Source organism: Clostridium sp. CS1-1 (genome assembly GCF_056135525.1).
The window spans coordinates 4,830,883-4,854,722 of the sequence record NZ_CM148680.1 but is presented as its reverse complement, the minus strand read 5'-3'; the positions used below and the strand labels follow the sequence as shown (position 1 = coordinate 4,854,722).

Below are 23,840 nucleotides of genomic sequence, written 5' to 3'. Positions count from 1 at the left end.
AAATAATCCCGTTTAGGAAATTGGTGATTATATATGAGTAAGAAAATCAAAGGAAAAAATGTGATTTTTACTTTAATAATTTGTTATGTATTATATGTATTCATAAGTCAGCAAGTAACTATGCAGAAAATAAAGAATCAAATTGCTGATAAAAAGGTAGAGGAACTAAAAGTTAAAGATAAAAATCAGAAATTACAGGATGAAGTAAAGATGTCTAAGTCAGACATGTATATAGAGAAGCTAGCAAGAGAGAGGTTGGGTCTTATTAAGCAAGGCGAGACTCCTGTAATAGACAGTAAAAATTAATACTTAGTTTTACATTTTAAATTTATATATAAATATTATATTATTTTAAGGAGGAGTCTTATTAATATGACCTTAAAGGCAGGAAGCATACTAGAAGGAATAGTAGTTAACATTACTAGTTTTGGAGCTTTTGTAGAAATTGAAGGCAAAACAGGATTAGTTCATATATCTGAGGTATCAGATACTTATGTAAAAAATATTAGAGATCATCTGAAGGAAAAGGATAAAGTTAAAGTTAAAGTGATCTCAGTAGATGACAATGGGAAAATAAGCCTATCAATAAAGCAAGCTATGCCAGATAAAAAGAGTTTTAGACCAATGGAAATAGATTGGTCTAAGGAAAAAGGTAAGCAATCTCAACAAGGAAATTTTGAGGATAGGATATCTAAATTCTTAAAAGATAGTGAAGAAAGATTTCAAGATTTAAAGAAACATCAAGATTCAAGAGGAAAAGGATACAAGAGAAGTTCGAATTATTAAAATATAAGAGGCTAATAGTGGCCTCTTTTATATTTAAAAATAAAAAAATAAAAATAAAGTTTAAAAGTTAGTTGACAGTTAGTAATATATGATATATAATTGATTATGTCGTCAGGAGATGAAAATCAAATGACAGTAGTGCTGGAGTGGCGGAACTGGCAGACGCACAGGACTTAAAATCCTGCGGGCTTTAAAACCCGTACCGGTTCGATTCCGGTCTTCAGCACCAAATATCGCGGGATGGAGCAGTTGGTAGCTCGTCGGGCTCATAACCCGAAGGTCGTAGGTTCAAGTCCTGCTCCCGCAACCAACTTAATACGTGGCGGAATAGCTCAGCTGGCTAGAGCATTCGGTTCATACCCGAAGTGTCGTAGGTTCAAGTCCTATTTCCGCTACCATATAACGCTGAAGTGGCGGAACTGGCAGACGCACAGGACTTAAAATCCTGCGGGCCTTAAAACCCGTACCGGTTCGATTCCGGTCTTCAGCACCAAATATCGCGGGATGGAGCAGTTGGTAGCTCGTCGGGCTCATAACCCGAAGGTCGTAGGTTCAAGTCCTGCTCCCGCAACCAATTTAATACATGGCGGAATAGCTCAGCTGGCTAGAGCATTCGGTTCATACCCGAAGTGTCGTAGGTTCAAGTCCTATTTCCGCTACCAAGATCTGTGAGATATCACAGATCTTTTTTTATTTATATCATTTTCATTTCGTAGAAATAAACTAAGTAATTTAGTGACATTTAACACATCTAGGATAGCTTTAATTTATCAATTAAACAGGTTATAACCATTATAGTCTAAGGAGTAGTTAGTTATCCAGCAAAATACAATAAATCTTATAATTCATTTTAATTACTAAATAGTATATAATATGATGTTGAATTTTAACAAAAATAGTTAAATACACGACGTGGAATTTAATGGTAAAGAGGTTTTTTCAATTTAATTGTCTAAATACAATATTAAGAAAAAAACATAGAAATATATGTCCTAAAAAAAACATATATCCATATCAGTTTATGACATTTATTTCCAAATCACCTTGCTATAATAGAGAAAGTAATTCTATAAGGTGGGTGGTATGTAATGCAGTACGGAGTAGAACTTTTTCCATATCAAAGGATTAAGAGGTTAAAGGATGAGAAGAAAAAGAATAAAATCGCAGATTTATCAATGATAATGACACTGGCGACTTATTTTATAGCATCTTTTTTAATTGGCAGGGTGCTTATGATAAATCTTATGGCACCATTTGGGATATCGTTTTTAATTTCGATAATCTCTGATGAAGAAGGCAAGATACCATTAATTTCAGGATGTGGTGTATTCTTAGGGTATCTTTCACTTTACAATAATGTAAAAGATTTGCCTGTATATTTTATCATAACAGGGTCATTGTTAATTTTATCCTACATAGTAAAATATACTGAGAAGAGTAAAAAAATATTACTAATGTTTAGTATAGTTTTTGCGGAAATTTTATTTTATAAATTATTAATCGTTAAGGTTGCTCTTGGAATAGCCTTTTTAAATGCTTTCTTCGAAACAATGTGTATGTTTCCATTATATTTTATTATTAATTATTCGATAAGATGTTTTAAAGAAATAAAAACTAGACATTTATACAGTAGTGAAGAAATAATAAGTATGGCAATAACTATTTCCTTAATCATTGCTGGAACGTGGGGGATAAGTGTTCAGGGGGTTTCAATAAGAAACATAATAGCGTTAACTTTTGTACTCATAGTTGGTTATGTCAAAGGAAGTTCAGCTGGATCAGCAGCAGGGGTAGCTATGGGAACTATTATTGGTGTTACATCCAATGATATGATTACCTTTGTTGGGGTATATGGGTTGTGTGGATTAATATCTGGAGTGTTTAGGGAAACTGGTAAAATAATGAGTGGTGTATCTTATTTAGTAGCGTTTGCTGTATTAAAGATGTACTCGGATATAGGAATACAATTTAAAATCATTGAGGTAGTAATAAGTAGTGGTATATTTTTCATAATACCTCAGAAGATTTATAAGAGATTAGAATTAGAGCTGGATTGGGAGAAAAAGCAAGAACATCTTAGGGAGAACTATGGTGAAAAAATTAAAGAAATATTAATGGACAAGCTTAGTGATTTTTCTGATGTACTAATTAGTATGTCGCAAACATTAGAAAAGCTAGCTGATAATGATAAGCTTACTATGAAAAATAAAAGTAGTGCGTTAATAGAGAATCTAGCAGATAGAGTGTGTGCTAATTGTGATATGAAATCTATGTGTTGGAAAAGAGAAACCTTCTATACTTACAATGGTTTTGGTGAACTAATACAAAATTACCAAGAAAATAAGAAACAAATGCCTTATGAAATAGAAAGAAAATGTATAAGAAGATCTGCACTTATAAAAAATACAGAAGAGATTGTAAACAACTATATAATCAATGAGATGTGGAGAGGGAGGTTGAGTGAGTGTAGAGAACTTTTATCACAGCAAATAAGTAATATGGGTAACTCAGTATCTGAAATAGTAGAAGAGTTTAATCTTGATATAAAATTTAATGTTGATATTGAGAATAACATAAGAAGAGTGTTAAACAGAAGTAACATTGCATATAAAGACATATTTTGTTTTAATAATAAAAGTAATAGAATAGTTATAAAGCTATCGATGGATGCTTGTGGTGGAAGTCAATTATGCATAAAAGAAATTTTACCTTTGATTAATCAAGTTACAGGAAAGTGTATGTGTGTAAGTGATGATGGATGTAATATAGATCCATTAACAAAATCTTGTAATATAACATTTGAAGAAACACCAAAATATCATGTTGCAACATATGTGAGTGGAAAGTGCAAAGAAGGAGAAAAACATAACGGTGATAGTTATAGTTTTGGAAAACTTTCCGATGGAACATATATGACTATTGTGAGTGATGGAATGGGATCGGGACCTCAAGCAGGGCAAGAAAGTAGTGCGGCTGTAGAACTTATAGAGAGATTTGCTAAAGTTGGATTTAATAAGCTTACTGCTATAAATACAGTAAATTCCTTAATGACTATTAAGTTCTCGGAAAGTGAGAAGTTTTCAACATTGGATCTAAGTAGTATAGACCTGTATGAAGGAGAAATAGATTTTATGAAAGTCGGTGCAGTAGCTAGTTTTATAAAAAGAGGTGATGAGATTGAGGTGATAAACTCTAGGACTTTACCTATAGGTGTTTTAGATAAGCCAGACATTGATATTACTAAAAAGAAAATTAAAAATGGTGATTTTATAATAATGTTAAGTGATGGGGTACTTGACTATGAAAGTGAAGCTGTAGGTAAGGTGGATTGGATAGTAGAGTTCTTGAAAAATTCTAAATGTAATGATGCTAAGGAATTATGTGAAGCAATTATTGGTAAGGCAAAGGAACTAAGTGGTGGAAAAGTAAAAGATGATATGACTGTAATTGTTGAAAAGGTTTATAATTTATATTAAGTTTAGAGTAAAACTAAATACGCAACATGGCTTGCGTGTTTAGTTTTAAAATTGTTATCAGCAATAATTAATAATTTTTAAAATTAGGTTAAAAACTCTACAATATTAAATTATTATGATATAATAAAGTACATATATTTCTAAAATAATCTATTTCAGGAAGTGTTTGTTTTGAAGGGAAAAGTCTTAAAAACTATTAAAGAAAATAAAATGTTCGATAAAGGAGATAAGGTAATAGTTGCTGTATCAGGTGGACCAGATTCTATGGCACTATTGCATATTTTACATAATTTGGAAAATGATTTACAAATAAAAGTTTATGCAGCACATGTAAATCACTGCTTAAGAGGAAACGAAGCCGATGAGGATGAAGAATATGTAAAAAGGTTTTGTGAAGAGTTAAAGATAGGATTTAACAGTAAGAGAATAGACATAAATGAGCTATCAGAATTGAGGAATATATCATCCGAGAGTGCAGGAAGAGAAGCTAGGTATAGTTACTTTGAGGAGTTAAAGAAGGAAATTGGTGCTAAAAAGGTTGCGATAGCACATAATGCGAATGATCAAGCAGAAACCATATTGATGAGAATTATGCGTGGGACTGGTATAGAAGGATTAGTTGGGATAAGGCCAGTTAGAGACAATATTTATGTAAGACCTTTGATAAATATTATGAGAAGTGACATAGAAAATTATTGTGAGAATAACAACTTAAAGCCTAGGATTGATAAAACAAATTTAGAAACCATATATTCTAGAAATAAGATAAGATTAGAGCTTATACCTTATATTGAGGCGAATTTTAATAAGGACATCATCAAAGGTTTAAATAGATTTTCTGATACTATGAGGATAGATAGCGAGTATTTAGAATCAATTGCAAAGGAAGAATACAAAAAATATTGTGACATTCATGAAGGAAAGGTTATAATATCTAAGGAAGTATTTTTAGAACATGAGGCAATAGTTACTAGGGTTATAAGGTTAGCTTTAAGTGGGTTGTGTGGCAACTTATACAATTTTGAAAGAGTCCACATTTATGATGTAATAGCTATTCAAAAGAATTCTACAGGTAAGCAGCTTAATCTTCCTAATAACGTACTTGTATCAAATACTTATGGAGACTTAATTATAGGTACTAATAGAGAAGAAAATTTAAAAGTAGACAAAGGAGAACTTACATTACAACTTGGAGTAAACAAACTTGAAAATCTAAAATTAAGGATACATATGAAGTTAATCAATAATGTAGAAGAAGGAATTGAATTTAAGAGAAAAAAACTTCTTAAGTATTTCGATTATGACAAGATAAAGGGTGATATTACATTAAGGTATAGAAAAGATGGAGATAGATTCAGGCCACTTGGAATGAGTGGTAGCAAGAAGCTAAAAGATTTATTTATAGATTTAAAGATTCCTAAGGATAAGAGAGATAGAATACCGCTTATATGTTTTAATGAAGATATAGGGTGGATTGTTGGGTACAGAGAAAGTGAGCTTTTTAAGGTAGATAAAGATACAAAAACAGTTTTAGAAGTTAGTATTGAAAGTGAGGATATGTAAAATGAAGGAAGACATAAAAGAGATATTATTTACTGAGGAGCAATTAAGAGAAAAAATAAAGGAAATAGGCTTAAAAGTAAGTAAAGATTATGAGGGCAAAGACTTAATGCTTGTGGGAATATTAAAAGGATCAGTTCCCTTTATGGCTGACTTAATGAAGGAAATAACTATACCATGTACTATGGATTTTATGGCAGTGTCTAGTTATGGCAATTCAACAAAAACTTCTGGGGTAGTAAGAATACTAAAAGATTTAGATTTTGAAATAGAAAATAAACATATATTAATTGTAGAAGATATTATAGATTCAGGTATAACACTTAAATATTTAACAGAGTACTTAATGGGGAGGAAGGCTTCAAGTATAGAGATAGCTGCCCTTCTAAATAAGCCTGAAAGAAGGACTGCTGAAGTTAATGCCAAATACATAGGTTATAATGTACCGGATTACTTTTTAGTGGGATACGGTTTAGATTATGGTGAAAAGTATAGAAATTTACCATATGTCGCAATCTTAAAGGAGGAAGTTTATAAATAATTAATATTAAATTTATTGTAAAGGAAATTTCCTTATGATACAATTTTACAATATAAAACCAGAAAGAGAGGGGGGCCTGTAATGAAAAAATTTTCAAGTGCAACGGCCTGGGTTATAGTATTTATCTTAGTAATTCTTGCAGCTATGATGCTAGTAAGAACTAATGAAAATTCAACAGCCATTAGTTTTAATGAATTTCAAAAATATTGGTTAGATAACAATATAAAAAGTTTTCAAGTAAGAGAAGATAAGATGACTGTAATGGGTAATTTAAAGGATGGTTCACAGTATGAGACAGTGGTTCCATCTGAGAGACTATTCCAATTCATTGGAGAACATCCAAAGAACGGAGATGTAAAGGAGATTTATGTAAAACCTGCAACAGTTCCAATGTGGATACAATACTTGCCTACAGTCTTATTGATACTTATGCTTGTTGCCTTCTGGTTCATGTTTATGCAGCAATCACAGGGTGGTGGAGGAAATCGGAATGTCATGAACTTTGGAAAAAGTAGAGCTAAGATGGCAAATCCAGATAGGAAAAAGGTTACATTCGAAGATGTAGCTGGGGCCGATGAAGAAAAACAAGAACTAGCAGAAATCGTAGACTTTTTAAAACAGCCAAAACGATACATAGAAATGGGAGCAAGAATCCCGAAAGGAGTTCTTCTTGTGGGACCTCCAGGAACAGGAAAAACATTGCTTGCTAAGGCTATAGCAGGAGAAGCTGGGGTTCCTTTCTTCAGTATATCAGGATCAGATTTTGTTGAGATGTTTGTAGGGGTTGGTGCTTCTAGAGTCAGAGATTTATTTGAGCAGGCAAAGAAAAACTCCCCATGTATTATATTTATAGATGAGATTGACGCTGTAGGAAGACAAAGAGGTGCTGGACTTGGCGGTGGACATGACGAGAGAGAGCAAACACTAAATCAGTTGCTTGTCGAGATGGATGGATTTGGAGCCAATGAAGGTATAATAATGATAGCTGCAACAAATAGACCAGATATATTAGATCCTGCGCTTTTAAGACCGGGAAGATTTGATAGACAAATACTTGTAGGTGCTCCAGATGTTAAGGGAAGAGAAGAAATTCTAAAAGTTCATTCAACAAATAAGCCTTTAGCAGAAGAAGTAAAGTTAGATATACTTGCAAAAAGAACTCCTGGATTTACAGGTGCAGACTTAGAAAACTTGATGAATGAATCAGCACTTTTAGCTGTTAGAAAAGATAAAAAGTTAATAGGAATGGATGAATTGGAGGAAGCTGTAACTAGAGTCATAGCAGGACCAGAAAAGAAGAGCAGAGTTATTGCAGAAGAAGACAGAAGGCTTACTGCTTATCATGAAGCTGGGCATGCAGTTGTTATGAAGTTATTACCTACAGCAGATCCAGTTCACCAAATAAGCATTATACCAAGAGGAATGGCTGGAGGATATACAATGCATCTTCCAGAGAAGGATACCGCTTATATGTCTAAGACAAAACTTGAAGATGAGATTGTCGGACTTCTTGGAGGTAGAGTTGCTGAAAAGCTTGTGATAGGTGATATAAGTACAGGTGCTAAAAATGACATTGATAGAGCTACGACGATAGCACGAAAAATGGTTATGGATTACGGAATGAGTGATCTTGGACCGATTGCTTTTGGATCAGGACACGATGAAGTTTTCCTAGGCAGAGACTTAGGTAAGAGTAGAAACTTTAGTGAAGAAGTAGCTTTTGAGATAGATAGAGAGCTAAGAAAGTTTATTGATGAAGGATATAAGAAAGCTGAAAATCTTTTGAATGAAAACATAAAAAAACTTCATGCAGTTGCCAAGGCTCTCCTCGAAAAAGAGAAACTTGAAGCTAATGAATTCGAAGAGATTTTTAATAATGCATAAAAATAGAGGCAAAACTGCCTCTATTTTTGTTTTAAAGTTATGTTAAAAGTATCATAACATGGTATAATTAACATACGTGTCTGAAATTTTGAAATAAAATTTTTATGAAATGAGATGATTGTATGGAGTTTAATTTAAAAGAAGGCATGACGGCTACTATGGAGATATATGTAACAGAGAATGATACTGCAAGTAAGCTAGGTTCAGGGAATTTAGATGTGTTCTCCACACCTTCTATGATAGCTCTTATGGAGAATACTTGTAAAAGTTCTGTAGATCTGCATCTTCCATTTGGATATACTACTGTAGGTATAGAACTGAATATAAAACATATTAAAGCATCGCCTATTGGTATGAAAATAAGATGTGAATCATACTTAACCAAGGTTCAAGGTAAAAAACTTATATTTAGTGTTGAAGCTTCGGATGAAAAAGGAAAAATTGGAGAAGGTACTCACACAAGGTATATAGTAAATAGTGAAGAGTTTATGAAAAAAATTAGTTTATAACTTTACGTAGCTTATGCAAACTTGACAAATATGATTTAATTGATACAATTAGATTATTAATTGACAGTAAAATGGATATACTAAAGGGCAGCTGTAAAGCTGCTCTTTAATTATTGTAAATTGGGTATTAGTTCATTTATTAGATAGCTAATAGATTTCAAGAATTCTATTTATATTAAATTAACTCAAGAAATGAGTAATTACATATAAATGAAGGATTGATATTAATTTAGAGAATTTGTTTGATTCGTGAAGAGGACTAATGTGAGTAAGTATATTTAAGTTGAAGGTTAACTCACACAAGATGATGGAAAGGTGGTATGTTCTGTGATTTTAGTTTTAGATGTAGGAAATACCAATATTGTATTGGGTGTATACGAAAATAAAGAGCTTATTGCAAGCTGGAGATTGTCAACAGATTATAAAAGAACTGCAGATGAATATGGAGTTCAAGTAATACAATTATTTTTACAAAGTAAGTTAGATCCTGATGATGTAGAAGGAGTAATAATATCTTCAGTAGTACCTAATATCATGTATTCTTTAGAACATATGATAAAAAAATATTTTGAAATAGAGCCTATAATTGTTGGGCCAGGAGTAAAAACAGGGATTAACATAAAATATGATAACCCAAAAGAAGTTGGAGCAGATAGAATTGTAAATGCTGTTGCTGTTCATGAGGTTTATAAGAGATCATGCATTATTATAGACTTTGGCACAGCTACAACATTTTGTGCGTTAACTTCCAAAGGAGATTATCTAGGGGGGACTATTTGTCCAGGAATTAAGATAGCTTCTGAAGCGTTATTTGAAAGAGCTGCTAAACTACCTAGGGTTGAGCTTACAAAACCAGCAGGGGTTATTTGTAAGAATACAATATCAAGTATGCAAGCGGGAATTGTTTATGGATATATAGGACAGGTGGACTATATAGTGGATAGAATGAAAAAGGAAATGATACAATTGGGTGAAGAAGAGCCATTTGTTATAGCTACAGGAGGATTAGCTAAACTTATTAGTGAGGAGTCAAAATCAATCGATAAAATAGATCCTATTTTGACATTGAGCGGACTTAGAATTATTTATGAAAAAAATAAAGAGCAGGTGCTATGATGAAAATAAGAGATCTGGAGTTTGAAAACAATGTATTTTTGGCTCCTATGGCTGGTGTTACTGATATTGCATTTAGAGGTCTCTGTAAGCAAATGGGTTGTGGTCTCGTATATACAGAAATGATAAGTTCTAAGGCCTTATTCTATGGCAGTGAAAATACAAAAGATATGCTGATTATTTCAGAAGAAGAAAAACCAGTAGCTGTGCAGATATTTGGCAATGACCCTGTTGTAATGGCAAAGTCATGTGATTTTTTTAACAATAATAAGGATATCGCAATTGTTGATATAAATATGGGTTGCCCGGCTCCTAAGATAGTTAAGAATGGAGAAGGTTCTGCGCTAATGAAGAATCCTAAGTTAGCAGCAGAAATAGTGAAACAAGTAAAGAGTGCATCTTCCAAGCCTGTAACAGTTAAATTTAGAAAAGGATTTGATTCTAACAATATTAATGCTGTTGAATTTGCAAAAGAATTGGAGCAAGCTGGAGTAGATGCTATAACTATTCATGGAAGAACCCGTGAGCAAATGTATGAAGGAAGAGCTGATTGGGATATAATAAGTCAAGTAAAGAAGGCTGTTAGTATACCTGTCATAGGAAATGGAGATGTGGTTACTAGCGAAGATGCAATGAGTCTTTTGAAGATTACTGGATGTGATGGTGTAATGATTGGTAGAGGCTCAATGGGAAACCCTTGGATATTTAGACAAGTACAGCAAGGAATTGAGGGAAAAGAAATAATATATCCTTCAGCCGACGAAAAAATAGATATGTGTATTGAACACTACAGACGCTCAATTTATTATAATGGTGAGAATGTGGCTTTAAGAGAAATGAGGAAACATATAGGATGGTATATAAAAGGTCTTGAAAATAATAAGGAAATCAAAGACAAGGTTAACTATGAAAAAGAAAGTATAAATGCAATAAGTATCTTAGAAGATTATAAGAAAAGATTAAGGAATGTACATTAACAAATTCTATGTAATTTTTAATAATGTATTAGAATACAATGATAATGTAAATAATTTATAAGGAAATATTTAATGAAGCCAATAGTATATGTTAATGCTGATGTTAAAAGGCCATATGAGGACAATAGCATTATTTCACGAGTAAAGGATCGATTTAAAATTAGGTGTTCAGGGGAGAGTTTTATTGAGGAGTTAAATCTAAATATAATTAACGTAAAGCTTCCATCTAACTTTCATGAGAAGGCGTATTATGGTAACTTAGGAATTGCTAAAAAGGTAATAAGAAATAAAGAGTCTACCTTAGCATCTAAGACATACAGGAAACTGGATTATAAGCTTTTTAATAATTTTCAAAAAGATCTTATGGCTTATGGAATTGTAAGGAGTTCTAAACTTATACTAAGAGTTACGAATAAAAGTATAAGGGATAGTTGTATAGTTATATGTGATGCAGCTGATGATATGAATTTTCATGTAATATGTAATATGGCAAAAGAGGCTAAATATATAGTTTTGTTATCTGAAAACATAGGAAAAATCAATACTATTGGAGAATATATAGTTGCTAACTATGGTATAACACCTATGATTACAAATGACAAGGAATATGCTTTTAGAAACGCAGACTTTATTGTTAGTTCAATGGGAATGAATATAAATAGTAAAGCGGCTATATGGCATTTAAATAATATATATGTTCCTGAAAAGAGCAGTCAGATAATTATAAATGATGTAACGTATAACGTACCTTGGAAGTTAAGAGGATTAAACATGTCTCCAGAACTTCTTGGATCCATACTGTGTCAGATGGAAGAAAAAGATGTTGAAAAATCCCTTCAGTATAATGGGATATATTTAGATAAGATGAAATTTAATGAAGACACTTTGGGGATAGATTAAAGTAATCATAATCTTTACTCATTGTGAATTAAGCTTGAAAATGTTGACATTAAGAGGATGCTGTTTTATAATTACTTAAATGATTGATAAAGGTAGGTTATTCCATCATAAAAGGGTTAATAAACACTGATATAGAAAGTTTTTGATAAATTATTAAAAGGGGAGAATAAAATGAGTGGATCAAAAAAATATGTAATGACTTATGAGGGAGTAAAGAAGTTAGAAGAAGAATTAGAATATTTAAAAACAGTTAAGAGAAAAGAAATAACTGAAAAAATTAAAGTTGCACTTTCTTTTGGAGATTTAAGTGAAAACTCAGAGTATGACGATGCTAAAAATGAACAAGCATTTGTAGAAGGAAGAATAGTTCAACTTGAAAATATGCTTAAAAATGCTAGTATTGTAGATGAAAGTGAAGTACCAACAGATATTGTAAGCATAGGTTCTATAGTGAAATTAAAAGACTATGAGTTTGATGAGGAAGTAGAATATATAATGGTAGGTTCTGCAGAGGCAGATCCTATTAATAATAAGATATCTAATGAATCACCAGTAGGAAGAGGCCTTGTAGGAAAAAGAGTTGGTGATATAGTAGAAATACAAGTGCCAGATGGAGTAAGCAAGTATGAAATACTTGGCATAAGAAGATAATTGGAGGTTGTACAAATGTCAAATGAAGAAAAGAATATAAACGAATTAGAAGAAGATTTTAATGAACTTATGAAAATAAGAAGAGAGAAGTTCTTTAATCTACAAAATGAAGGAAAGGACCCTTTTGATGTTTATAAAGTTGAGAGAACTCATACTTCAAAACAAATAAAAGATAATTATGATGAATTAGAAGACAAAGAAGTAACCGTAGCAGGAAGACTTATGTCAAAAAGAGTTCAGGGTAAAGCTGGATTCTCAGACTTGCATGATAGATATGGGAAAATACAACTTTATATAAAAATAAATGATGTAGGTGAAGAGAAACTAAAAGAATATAAGTCTTTTGATATAGGAGATATTTTATCTGTAACAGGTAAAGTATTTAAAAGTAAGACAGGAGAAATAAGTATACATATTACAGATTTTCAACTTATAGCTAAATCATTAAAACCACTTCCAGAAAAATGGCATGGATTGAAGGATCCTGATTTAAGATATAGACAAAGGTATGTTGATTTAATAATGAATCAAGATGTTAGAGATACCTTTATGAAGAGAACTGCTATAATAAGAGCTATAAGAGAGTTTTTAGATAATAGAGATTATTTAGAAGTTGAAACTCCAGTGCTTTCTCCTATAGCAGGTGGTGCAGCAGCTAGACCGTTTAATACTCATCATAATGCTTTAGATATAGATATGTATCTAAGAATTGCTACAGAACTTTATTTAAAGAGATTAATTGTCGGTGGATTTGAAAAAGTATATGAAATGGGTAAAAACTTTAGAAATGAAGGTATAAGTGTAAGACATAATCCGGAATTTACAATGATAGAATTATATGAAGCTTTTGCAGACTACAATGATATGATGGAAATTACCGAGAATATGATGGCTTATGTATGTGATAAGGTTCTTGGTACTAAAAAGGTAATATATCAAGGAACAGAGATAGATTTTACACCACCATGGAGAAGAATTACTATGGTAGATGCTGTTAAAGAATATGCTGGTGTAGATTTTAATGAAATAAAAACTGATGAGGAAGCAAGAGTTATTGCAAAAGAAAAACATCTTCCATTGAAAAAGGAATTAAAGGATTATACAAAGGGTGAAATATTAAATCTATTATTTGAAGAATTCGGAGAAGATAAATTAATTCAACCTACATTTATTCTTGATTATCCAGTTGAAATATCTCCTCTTACAAAGAAAAAGAGAGGAAATGAGCAGTTTACGGAGAGATTTGAAGGATTTATATTCGGAAGAGAAGTATGTAATGCATACTCTGAATTGAATGACCCTATAGTTCAAAAAGATAGATTTGTTCAACAGCTTAAAGAAAGAGAACTTGGAGATGATGAAGCTTATATGATGGATGATGATTTTATCAATTCATTGGAAATAGGTATGCCTCCAACTGGTGGACTTGGTATAGGTATAGACAGAATGGTAATGTTCCTAACAGATGCGGCATCTATTAGAGATGTTATTCTATTCCCAACTATGAAACCAACTCAGCAATAGTATATATAGTTTAGATATCACATAAAGTTAAGCTTCAATAACTTAGAACTTTATAATGAGATAAGCTAGAAATAACTTGTATTAATTTTCTGGCTTATCTAGCATTATAAAGTTTTAAAGAAAAATTATATTTATGTAGTTAAAAATGTAGTTTTTTTAAAAAAACTATTGAAACTTTAAAAATGTATGATATAATAATAAATGTAAGTTAAGTTATTCCGTGGTAGCTCAACGGCGGAGCATTCGGCTGTTAACCGAAGGGTTGGAGGTTCGAGTCCTCTCCACGGAGCCATTTTTATTTTTTGATAAGTTCAATTTTATATGTATAAAATTGAATAATTAGTATATAATATAACAAAGGAAGTAAAGGTTATAAATTATATACAATGAATTAAATAGTTCACTATGAAGAAGAGAAGTAATAGTAGAAATCTTCTAAGAGAGATTGTGGTTGGTGAAAACAATTAAGATTTTATTATGAAGGGAACTTCCGAGTGATGGAATGAAGAGTAGGGCTAAGGCCAAGAAGGGTGGAACCGCGAAATAAACTTTCGTCCCTTTATGGTTAGGTCTTTTTTTTATATTAAATATTAGATGTAGGTGATAATTGCCATGAATGAAAGGCGCCATTTATGGCCTAGATTTAATATACAATTGAAAATTTAATATTTCGCTATGATGAAGAGGAGTAGTAATGAATATTCTTTAAGAGAGATTGTGGCTGGTGTGAACAATCGGAATTTATTATGAATGGAGCTTTTGAGTGATAATGGTAGAAAGCAGGGCTCATGTCAAGAAGGGTGGAACCGCGGAAATAAATTTTCGTCCCTTCATGGCAGGCCTTTTTTTATATTTTAATATAAAATGTAAATACTAACTAAAAATGATAAAAGTAGGAGGTAATGTTATGGCATTTGAAAAGACTATGGATAAGGTAGTTGCCTTAGCTAAAAACAGAGGATTTGTATATCCGGGATCAGAAATATACGGAGGACTTGCAAATACTTGGGATTATGGTCCTTTAGGTGTAGAATTAAAAAATAATGTAAAAAGAGCCTGGTGGCAAAAGTTTGTTCATGAGAGCAAACATAATGTTGGAATAGATACTGCTATTCTAATGAATAAAGATGTTTGGGTTGCATCTGGTCATGTTGGAAACTTTTCAGATCCACTTATGGATTGTAAGGAATGTAAGGCTAGATTTAGAGCAGATAAGTTAGTTGAAGAGCATATGACAGCACAAGGAATAGAAAAAGCTAGTGCAGATGGATGGAGTAATGAAAAATTAAAACAGTATATAGACGATAATAATATAGTTTGTCCAAGTTGTGGTAAAAAGAACTATACAGATATAAGAAAATTCAACTTGATGTTTAAGACTTTTCAGGGAGTTACAGAAGATACCCAAGCGGAAATATTTTTAAGACCAGAAACAGCACAAGGGATATTTGTAAATTTTAAAAATGTACAAAGAACTTCAAGAAAAAAGGTGCCATTTGGAATAGCTCAAATAGGCAAGTCTTTTAGAAATGAGATAACTCCAGGTAATTTTACTTTTAGAACTAGAGAATTCGAGCAGATGGAACTTGAATTTTTCTGCCAACCGGGAACTGACTTAGAATGGCATAGCTACTGGAAGGAATATTGTTGGAACTTCTTATTAAAACTTGGAATAAAAGAAGAGAATATAAGATTTAGAGACCATGAAAAAGATGAACTATCTCACTACAGTAATGCAACTTCAGATATTGAGTATTTGTATCCATTTGGATGGGGTGAAATGTGGGGAATAGCTGATAGAACTGATTATGATCTTAAACAACATCAACAGCACTCTGGAAAAGATTTATCATACCTTGATCCTAACACAAATGAAAGATATGTGCCATACTGTATAGAGCCTTCAGTTGGAGCTGATAGATTAACATTATCATTCTTAATTGATGCTTATGATGAGGAGGAAATTGAAGGTGGCGATGTAAGAGCTGTGCTTCACTTTCATCCAGCAATAGCACCTTTTAAATTAGCTATACTTCCTTTAACTAAAAAACTTTCTGATAAAGCATTAGAAATATATGATGATTTAAGAAAGGATTTTAATGTTGATTATGATGATGCAGGAAGTATCGGAAAGAGATATAGAAGAGAAGACGAAATTGGAACACCTTATTGCATAACAGTAGACTTTGATACTCTTGAGGATAATACTGTAACAGTTAGAGATAGAGATACTATGCAACAATTCAGAATAAAGATAGATGAAATTAAGAATTTTATAAAAGAAAAGATAGAATTCTAATTTAACAAGGCATATTTGCTTTAGAATATCTAAAGTAAATATGCCTTTTATAAATTATGTCCTACATACAAGAAGATGCTATTAATTAATATTAAAATAATTCTATATAATAATTACTGAGAAGACTAAATGTTTACACTAACAAGAGATGAATTCTTAACATAGTTTAAGGAAATTAAAATAAAAAAAGAACCGGATACTTATTATCCGGTAAAATAGGGTTTAATCATGGGGATATGTTATATGTTTAATTAAAACTTGGGGAATTATATTAATGTTTCCTTACGGCACAAACATATTATATCATATAATAACAAAAAAGTTCAATACGTTACAATAAAGTTGATAAATTAAATATTTTCTATCAATTTCGACTTTTCTCGACTTTATAATAATACTATAGCTCTATAGTATTAAGAGTTAAATGAAGATTATTATGTAATTGTAGATTATTTAATATATAAAATAAAAACACATTAGAAAACAACTAATTTCTCTATTAAAGTGGTATAATTTAGTATGAGGAAAAATCAAATAGATAGGTTTTTAAAGTTTTGGAGGTTTTTTATGAAGAAGGATTTTAATTATTTTAAGGATTTTATAAAAGATAAAAAGACAGCTGTAGTTGGTATAGGTATAAGTAATACTCCACTAATAAATTTTCTCTTAAATTTAGGAGCAAAAGTTACGGCTTTTGATAAAAAAAGTGAAGAGGAACTAGGTGAAATTGTTGAAGATTTTAAGAAAAAAGGAGTACAATTAGTATTAGGGGAAGGGTATCTGGATAACTTAAAAGGGTTTGATGTTATATTCAAAACTCCATCGATGAGAATAGATAGTCCGTCACTTATAAAAGCTAAGAAAGAAGGTGCGTATATAACTTCAGAAATAGAAGAGTTTGTAAGATACTGCCCTGCTAAGATTTATGGAGTGACAGGTAGCGATGGGAAAACCACTACTACGACACTGATATATACAATACTTAAAGAAAATGGATATAAGACATGGGTTGGTGGCAATATAGGAACCCCACTTTTCACAAAAATAGAAGAAGTAAAAGAGAGTGATAGAGTTGTGCTTGAACTTTCTAGTTTTCAACTTATGACAATGGGTGTATCACCAGAGGTAGCTGTTATTACAAATTTAAGCCCAAACCACCTGGATATTCATAAGGATATGAATGAGTACGTTGAGGCTAAAAAGAATATATTTAAATACCAGTGTGAGAATGATTTATTAGTACTAAATAGGGATAATGAAATAACTAATTCTATGGTAAAAGAAGCTAAGGGAAAAGTGCTCCAATTTTCTATAATAAGTGCAGAAGAGGATGCATGTTTCAAAAATAACAAGCTGTATATAAAAGAAAAAGAAGTATGTGATTTAAGCGAGTTAAAACTAAAGGGAATGCATAATGTAGAGAATTTACTTGCTGCGTTTTGTGCACTAAGCGAAGATGTAAGCGTAGATAGTATGAGAGTAGTGGCTACAACATTTGCTGGGGTAGAGCATAGATGTGAATTTGTTAGAGAGATAGATGGTGTGAAATATTACAATGATTCTATAGCATCCAGTCCAAGCAGAACGTTAGCTGGGCTCAAGGCTTTTGATAAGTCAGTAATTTTAATTGCAGGAGGATATGACAAAAACTTACCTTTTGAATCCTTAGCAGAAGAAGGGTATTCTAAGATTAAGTATTTAATTTTGATAGGGGACACAAAATATAAAATAAAGGATGCTTTTGATAAAGTTATTTCTGCGAAAGGTATTACTTTACCGATAATAATTGAAGAAAGTCTAGAATCTGCTATTTATAAATCAAAAGAAATAGGGAAGAAAGGCGATATAGTAACATTATCACCAGCTTGTGCAAGTTTTGATATGTTTGCTAATTTTGAAATTAGAGGGAATAAATTTAAAGAACTCATAAGAAAAATATAATTTGCTTATACTCATATATGTAAAGCCTTGTCTAAATTAATAGTTAGTGTTTATATAGATAATGGGAACAGAATCACTTTATATGATTAAATTTCAGTTCTAAAGTAAAAAGTGAAGGTATATAGCATTTAGCCTTTGGTAAAGTGCTTATAAAACTAATAATTAAATGCGTTATTAAGAACTCATTTAATTATTAGTTTTATGATAACATCAGGTAAATCCTACTAAATTACCAGGATTTACTCAAATCAGTACTTTTAATAAAAAAACATCAAGTTAACAGAAACTTACCCATGTGTATCAATATATAAAATAAGATGAATTTTGAAGAGAAATTGAGTAATAGTAAATTAAATCACGGATTTGCTATGAAAAGAATATATATACATCTTTGTTTGTGATAGAATAACATATGTCGTCACGAGATACGACAAAGTTTAACAAAATAACTTTCCAAGTAATAAAAAAGTTATTGACAATATAAAACAAAGCTGTTAAACTAAGTAAGCAGTCGGGATGAGACAAATTGATCCTTGAAAATTAAACAGAGTGAAAGATAAGTTAAAACTTGTTTTTAAATAAACCAGCAATTCTTTGAGTTACTTTTAAAGTAACAAAACAGTAATGAGCAAGCAAACTTTTAAATTGAGAGTTTGATCCTGGCTCAGGACGAACGCTGGCGGCGTGCCTAACACATGCAAGTCGAGCGATGAAACCCTTCGGGGTGGATTAGCGGCGGACGGGTGAGTAACACGTGGGTAACCTGCCTCAAAGAGGGGGATAGCCTCCCGAAAGGGAGATTAATACCGCATAACATTAGTTTTTCGCATGAAGGACTAATTAAAGGAGTAATCCGCTTTGAGATGGACCCGCGGCGCATTAGCTAGTTGGTGAGGTAAAGGCTCACCAAGGCGACGATGCGTAGCCGACCTGAGAGGGTGATCGGCCACATTGGAACTGAGATACGGTCCAGACTCCTACGGGAGGCAGCAGTGGGGAATATTGCACAATGGGCGAAAGCCTGATGCAGCAACGCCGCGTGAGTGATGAAGGCCTTCGGGTTGTAAAGCTCTGTCTTTGGGGACGATAATGACGGTACCCAAGGAGGAAGCCACGGCTAACTACGTGCCAGCAGCCGCGGTAATACGTAGGTGGCAAGCGTTGTCCGGATTTACTGGGCGTAAAGGATGCGTAGGCGGATATTTAAGTGAGATGTGAAATTCCCGGGCTTAACTTGGGAGCTGCATTTCAAACTGGATATCTAGAGTGTGGGAGAGGAGAATGGAATTCCTAGTGTAGCGGTGAAATGCGTAGAGATTAGGAAGAACACCAGTGGCGAAGGCGATTCTCTGGACCATAACTGACGCTGAGGCATGAAAGCGTGGGTAGCAAACAGGATTAGATACCCTGGTAGTCCACGCCGTAAACGATGAGTACTAGGTGTAGGGGGGTCCAACCCTCTGTGCCGCAGTTAACACAATAAGTACTCCGCCTGGGAAGTACGATCGCAAGATTAAAACTCAAAGGAATTGACGGGGGCCCGCACAAGCAGCGGAGCATGTGGTTTAATTCGAAGCAACGCGAAGAACCTTACCTGGACTTGACATCCCCTGAATTACTCGTAATGGAGGAAGCCCTTCGGGGCAGGGAGACAGGTGGTGCATGGTTGTCGTCAGCTCGTGTCGTGAGATGTTAGGTTAAGTCCTGCAACGAGCGCAACCCTTATCATTAGTTGCTACCATTAAGTTGAGCACTCTAGTGAGACTGCCCGGGTTAACCGGGAGGAAGGTGGGGATGACGTCAAATCATCATGCCCCTTATGTCCAGGGCTACACACGTGCTACAATGGTGAGTACAATTAGATGCAAACCCGCGAGGGGGAGCCAAACTAAAAAACTCATCCCAGTTCGGATTGTAGGCTGAAACTCGCCTACATGAAGCTGGAGTTGCTAGTAATCGCGAATCAGAATGTCGCGGTGAATACGTTCCCGGGCCTTGTACACACCGCCCGTCACACCATGAGAGCTGGCAACACCCGAAGTCCGTGAGGTAACCGTAAGGAGCCAGCGGCCGAAGGTGGGGTCAGTGATTGGGGTGAAGTCGTAACAAGGTAGCCGTAGGAGAACCTGCGGCTGGATCACCTCCTTTCTAAGGAATAATAACTAGAAGCTTAGGTTTTTAGTTACATTGGAATTCTGGTTTACACTCTGTTTAATTTTGAGGGATTAAAACCTCAAATAAAGCTAACACTAAGGTGGTAGCAAAATGTTCTTTGAAAATTGCACAGTGATAAGCGTTGAATAATGAAAATTATTTAACATAAACAAAGTAAAGCTAAAGGTATGATTACTTAAATATGGATATTTATATCTGTATTAAAGTATCAATAACACCTTTGTAGATTTATAAACTAAAACTAGAAAATTGATAGAAACGAGCAGGTCGAGGAAGAGCATGAGTGAGGAGCGGAGTTTACTTCAGGTAAATGAGCACCGCAACGAGTGATCTGACGAAGAGATGCGAAGTTTATAGCAATTTTCGGTCAATAGGTCAAGCTACAAAGGGCGCATGGTGAATGCCTTGGCACCAGTAGCCGATGAAGGACGCGATAAGCTGCGATAAGCTTCGGGTAGGCGCAAATAGCCTGCGATCCGGAGATTTCCGAATGGGGCAACCCACATAGCTAACGCTATGTACTGTAAACTGAATTCATAGGTTTATAGAGGTAGACCCGGGGAACTGAAACATCTAAGTACCCGGAGGAAGAGAAAGAAAAATCGATTTCCTAAGTAGCGGCGAGCGAAAGGGAAAGAGCCCAAACCAGGAACTTGTTCCTGGGGTTGCGGACAGATCATTAAATACTGTGATTTCTTAATTGAAGAGAGCTGGAAGGCTCTGCCATAGAAGGTAACAGCCCTGTAGGTAAAAAGAATAACAGTCAGATCTGATCCAGAGTACCACGAGACACGTGAAACCTTGTGGGAAGCAGGGAGGACCACCTCCCAAGGCTAAATACTAACTGGTGACCGATAGTGAAGCAGTACCGTGAGGGAAAGGTGAAAAGAACCCCGGAAGGGGAGTGAAATAGAACCTGAAACCGTGTGTCCACAATCAGTCGAAGCAGTTTTACCTGCGACGACGTGCTTTTTGTAGAACGAGCCAGCGAGTTACGATGTGTAGCAAGGTTAAGTATTTAAGATACGTAGCCGAAGGGAAACCGAGTCTGAATAGGGCAAAAAGTTGCATGTCGTAGACCCGAAACCGGGTGACCTATCCATGGACAGGTTGAAGCGGAAGTAAAATTCCGTGGAGGACCGAACCACATTGGTGTTGAAAAACCATGGGATGAGCTGTGGATAGCGGAGAAATTCCAATCGAACTCGGAGATAGCTGGTTCTCCTCGAAATAGCTTTAGGGCTAGCGTTTTGAATGAGTAGTGGAGGTAGAGCACTGAATGGGCTAGGGGCTGACAACAGTTACTGAACCCTATCAAACTCCGAATGCCATATACTTGAATCAAAGCAGTCAGACTACGAATGATAAGATCCGTGGTCAAAAGGGAAACAGCCCAGACCATCAGCTAAGGTCCCAAAGTGTAAGTTAAGTGGAAAAGGATGTGGGATTTCTAAGACAACTAGGATGTTGGCTTAGAAGCAGCCACTCATTTAAAGAGTGCGTAATAGCTCACTAGTCGAGAGATCCTGCGCCGAAGATGTTCGGGGCTAAAACTTACCACCGAAGCTATGGATTGATACGTAAGTATCAGTGGTAGAGGAGCTTCCTGTATGGGTTGAAGTCGTACCGTAAGGAGCGGTGGACTGTACAGGAGTGAGTATGCTGGCATAAGTAGCGAGAAATAAGTGAGAATCTTATTGGTCGAAAACCTAAGGTTTCCTGAGGAAGGCTCGTCCGCTCAGGGTTAGTCGGGACCTAAGCCGAGGCCGAAAGGCGTAGGTGATGGACAATCGGTTGATATTCCGATACCACCAGTTTGCGTTATTACAAATGGGATGACGCAGGAGGATAGGATGTGCGCACTATTGGATGTGCGTCTAAGCACTTAGGCAGACTAGATAGGCAAATCCGTCTAGTTAATGCTGAGGTGTTACGGGGAGCCCTTTTGGGCGAAGTATCTGATTCCACGCTGCCAAGAAAAGTCTCTATGGAGTGAACTGGTGCCCGTACCGCAAACCGACACAGGTAGGTGAGGAGAGAATCCTAAGACCAGCGGAAGAATTGTTGTCAAGGAACTCGGCAAATTGACCCCGTAACTTCGGGAGAAGGGGTGCCACCGCAAGGTGGTCGCAGAGAATAGGCCCAAGCAACTGTTTAGCAAAAACACAGGTCTCTGCTAAAGCGAAAGCTGATGTATAGGGGCTGACGCCTGCCCGGTGCTGGAAGGTTAAGGGGAACACTTAGCGCAAGCGAAGGTGTGAACTTAAGCCCCAGTAAACGGCGGCCGTAACTATAACGGTCCTAAGGTAGCGAAATTCCTTGTCGGGTAAGTTCCGACCCGCACGAATGGCGTAATGACTTGGGCACTGTCTCGACAACAAATCCGGCGAAATTGTATTGCGAGTGAAGATGCTCGCTACCCGCGATTGGACGGAAAGACCCCGTAGAGCTTTACTGTAGCTTAGCATTGAGTCTCGGTATTGTCTGTACAGGATAGGTGGGAGACTGCGAAGCAGAGGCGTCAGCCTTTGTGGAGTCGTCCTTGGGATACCACCCTGACAGTACTGGGATTCTAACCGGCGGCCATGAATCTGGTCACGGGACATTGTTAGGTGGGCAGTTTGACTGGGGCGGTCGCCTCCTAAAAAGTAACGGAGGCGCCCAAAGGTTCCCTCAGAACGGTTGGAAATCGTTCGTAGAGTGCAAAGGCAGAAGGGAGCCTGACTGCGACACAAACAAGTGGAGCAGGGACGAAAGTCGGGCTTAGTGATCCGGTGGTACCTCGTGGGAGGGCCATCGCTCAACGGATAAAAGCTACCTCGGGGATAACAGGCTGATCTCCCCCAAGAGTCCACATCGACGGGGAGGTTTGGCACCTCGATGTCGGCTCGTCGCATCCTGGGGCTGAAGTAGGTCCCAAGGGTTGGGCTGTTCGCCCATTAAAGCGGCACGCGAGCTGGGTTCAGAACGTCGTGAGACAGTTCGGTCCCTATCCGTCGCGGGCGTAGGAAATTTGAGAGGAGCTGTCCTTAGTACGAGAGGACCGGGATGGACTGACCTCTGGTGCACCAGTTGTTCCGCCAGGAGCACAGCTGGGTAGCTATGTCGGGACGGGATAAACGCTGAAAGCATCTAAGCGTGAAGCCCACCTCAAGATAAGATTTCCCATAGCGTAAGCTAGTAAGACCCCTTGAAGAACACAAGGTTGATAGGTCAGAGGTGTAAGCATGGCAACATGTTCAGCTGACTGATACTAATAGGTCGAGGGCTTGACCTAATATATCACTGTGCAATTTTGAGAGAACAACATATTAAAAAATAATAAAAATATGTTGACAAATTAAGTTTAGTATAGTATAATTAATAACTGTAATGAACTTAAGATATCTGGTGGTTATGACGTAAAGGCTACACCCGTTCCCATTCCGAACACGATGGTTAAGCTTTACAGTGCCGATGGTACTGCACGGGAGACTGTGTGGAAGAGTAGGTCGCTGCCAGGTC

14 protein-coding genes, 7 tRNA genes, 3 rRNA genes and 1 other annotated feature are annotated in these 23,840 nt (G+C 35.2%); all 24 genes read left to right on the top strand.

From position 1 onward, the window contains the following. Positions 1-33 precede the first annotated feature (33 nt). The 24 genes from AC0N0V_RS23000 to rrf all read left to right on the top strand — a co-directional run bounded on the left by AC0N0V_RS23000 (position 34) and on the right by rrf (position 23,839). Entirely contained in the window at positions 34-306 is a 273-nt protein-coding gene (locus tag AC0N0V_RS23000) for an FtsB family cell division protein (protein ID WP_474461231.1), read from the top strand. A gap of 66 nt (positions 307-372) precedes the next feature. Next, complete coding sequence (locus AC0N0V_RS22995; RefSeq protein WP_474461230.1) at positions 373-786, top strand: S1 domain-containing RNA-binding protein; 414 nt, start codon at positions 373-375, stop codon at positions 784-786. Positions 787-926: 140 nt separating this feature from the next. Next, positions 927-1,015: transfer RNA gene (locus tag AC0N0V_RS22990), tRNA-Leu, on the top strand. Positions 1,016-1,020: 5 nt separating this feature from the next. After that, positions 1,021-1,096: transfer RNA gene (locus AC0N0V_RS22985), tRNA-Met, on the top strand. Positions 1,097-1,107: 11 nt separating this feature from the next. Beyond that, positions 1,108-1,184 (top strand) — tRNA-Met (locus tag AC0N0V_RS22980). 6 nt (positions 1,185-1,190) lie between these two features. Further along, a tRNA-Leu gene (locus tag AC0N0V_RS22975) sits at positions 1,191-1,279 on the top strand. A 5-nt stretch (positions 1,280-1,284) separates the two neighbouring features. Continuing rightward, positions 1,285-1,360, top strand: a tRNA-Met gene (locus AC0N0V_RS22970). Positions 1,361-1,371: 11 nt separating this feature from the next. Further along, positions 1,372-1,448 (top strand) — tRNA-Met (locus tag AC0N0V_RS22965). Between the two features lie 426 nt (positions 1,449-1,874). Further along, on the top strand, positions 1,875-4,262 hold the full coding sequence (gene spoIIE / locus AC0N0V_RS22960) for a stage II sporulation protein E (protein ID WP_474461229.1): 2,388 nt from the start codon (positions 1,875-1,877) through the stop codon (positions 4,260-4,262). Between the two features lie 210 nt (positions 4,263-4,472). Further along, complete coding sequence (gene tilS, locus AC0N0V_RS22955; protein WP_474464623.1) at positions 4,473-5,825, top strand: tRNA lysidine(34) synthetase TilS; 1,353 nt, start codon at positions 4,473-4,475, stop codon at positions 5,823-5,825. Position 5,826: 1 nt separating this feature from the next. Beyond that, positions 5,827-6,363 carry a hypoxanthine phosphoribosyltransferase gene (gene hpt / locus AC0N0V_RS22950; protein WP_474461228.1) on the top strand — a complete coding sequence of 179 codons (537 nt, stop codon included), beginning with the start codon at positions 5,827-5,829 and terminating at the stop codon, positions 6,361-6,363. 81 nt (positions 6,364-6,444) lie between these two features. Next, a complete protein-coding gene (gene ftsH, locus AC0N0V_RS22945; protein ID WP_474461226.1) occupies positions 6,445-8,247 on the top strand; it encodes an ATP-dependent zinc metalloprotease FtsH in 1,803 nt (600 codons plus the stop codon). Positions 8,248-8,369: 122 nt separating this feature from the next. Further along, on the top strand, positions 8,370-8,756 hold the full coding sequence (locus tag AC0N0V_RS22940; RefSeq protein WP_474461225.1) for a thioesterase family protein: 387 nt from the start codon (positions 8,370-8,372) through the stop codon (positions 8,754-8,756). Positions 8,757-9,083: 327 nt separating this feature from the next. Continuing rightward, entirely contained in the window at positions 9,084-9,872 is a 789-nt protein-coding gene (locus AC0N0V_RS22935) for a type III pantothenate kinase (RefSeq protein ID WP_474461224.1), read from the top strand. Further along, entirely contained in the window at positions 9,872-10,846 is a 975-nt protein-coding gene (gene dusB / locus AC0N0V_RS22930) for a tRNA dihydrouridine synthase DusB (RefSeq protein WP_474464621.1), read from the top strand. The genes AC0N0V_RS22935 and dusB overlap by 1 nt, the downstream gene beginning before the upstream one ends. Positions 10,847-10,918: 72 nt before the next feature. Beyond that, on the top strand, positions 10,919-11,746 hold the full coding sequence (locus tag AC0N0V_RS22925; protein WP_474461223.1) for a hypothetical protein: 828 nt from the start codon (positions 10,919-10,921) through the stop codon (positions 11,744-11,746). A 171-nt stretch (positions 11,747-11,917) separates the two neighbouring features. Beyond that, positions 11,918-12,397 (top strand): transcription elongation factor GreA, encoded by a 480-nt coding sequence (gene greA / locus AC0N0V_RS22920; RefSeq protein ID WP_474461222.1) that lies wholly within the window; start codon positions 11,918-11,920, stop codon positions 12,395-12,397. Between the two features lie 15 nt (positions 12,398-12,412). Further along, on the top strand, positions 12,413-13,921 hold the full coding sequence (gene lysS / locus AC0N0V_RS22915; protein ID WP_474461221.1) for a lysine--tRNA ligase: 1,509 nt from the start codon (positions 12,413-12,415) through the stop codon (positions 13,919-13,921). Positions 13,922-14,138: 217 nt separating this feature from the next. Further along, positions 14,139-14,213: transfer RNA gene (locus AC0N0V_RS22910), tRNA-Asn, on the top strand. A gap of 104 nt (positions 14,214-14,317) precedes the next feature. Further along, positions 14,318-14,483, top strand: a binding site (T-box leader). A 345-nt stretch (positions 14,484-14,828) separates the two neighbouring features. Then, positions 14,829-16,220, top strand: coding sequence for a glycine--tRNA ligase (locus tag AC0N0V_RS22905; protein WP_474461220.1), 1,392 nt, complete (start codon positions 14,829-14,831; stop codon positions 16,218-16,220). Positions 16,221-16,787: 567 nt separating this feature from the next. Next, positions 16,788-18,161, top strand: coding sequence for a UDP-N-acetylmuramoyl-L-alanine--D-glutamate ligase (gene murD / locus AC0N0V_RS22900; protein WP_474461218.1), 1,374 nt, complete (start codon positions 16,788-16,790; stop codon positions 18,159-18,161). 641 nt (positions 18,162-18,802) lie between these two features. Continuing rightward, positions 18,803-20,309 (top strand): 16S ribosomal RNA (locus tag AC0N0V_RS22895). Positions 20,310-20,709: 400 nt separating this feature from the next. Then, positions 20,710-23,613: ribosomal RNA gene (locus AC0N0V_RS22890) — 23S ribosomal RNA — on the top strand. A gap of 109 nt (positions 23,614-23,722) precedes the next feature. Next, positions 23,723-23,839: ribosomal RNA gene (gene rrf / locus AC0N0V_RS22885) — 5S ribosomal RNA — on the top strand. Together the 16S, 23S and 5S rRNA genes form the textbook arrangement of a ribosomal RNA operon. Position 23,840: the final 1 nt, after the last annotated feature.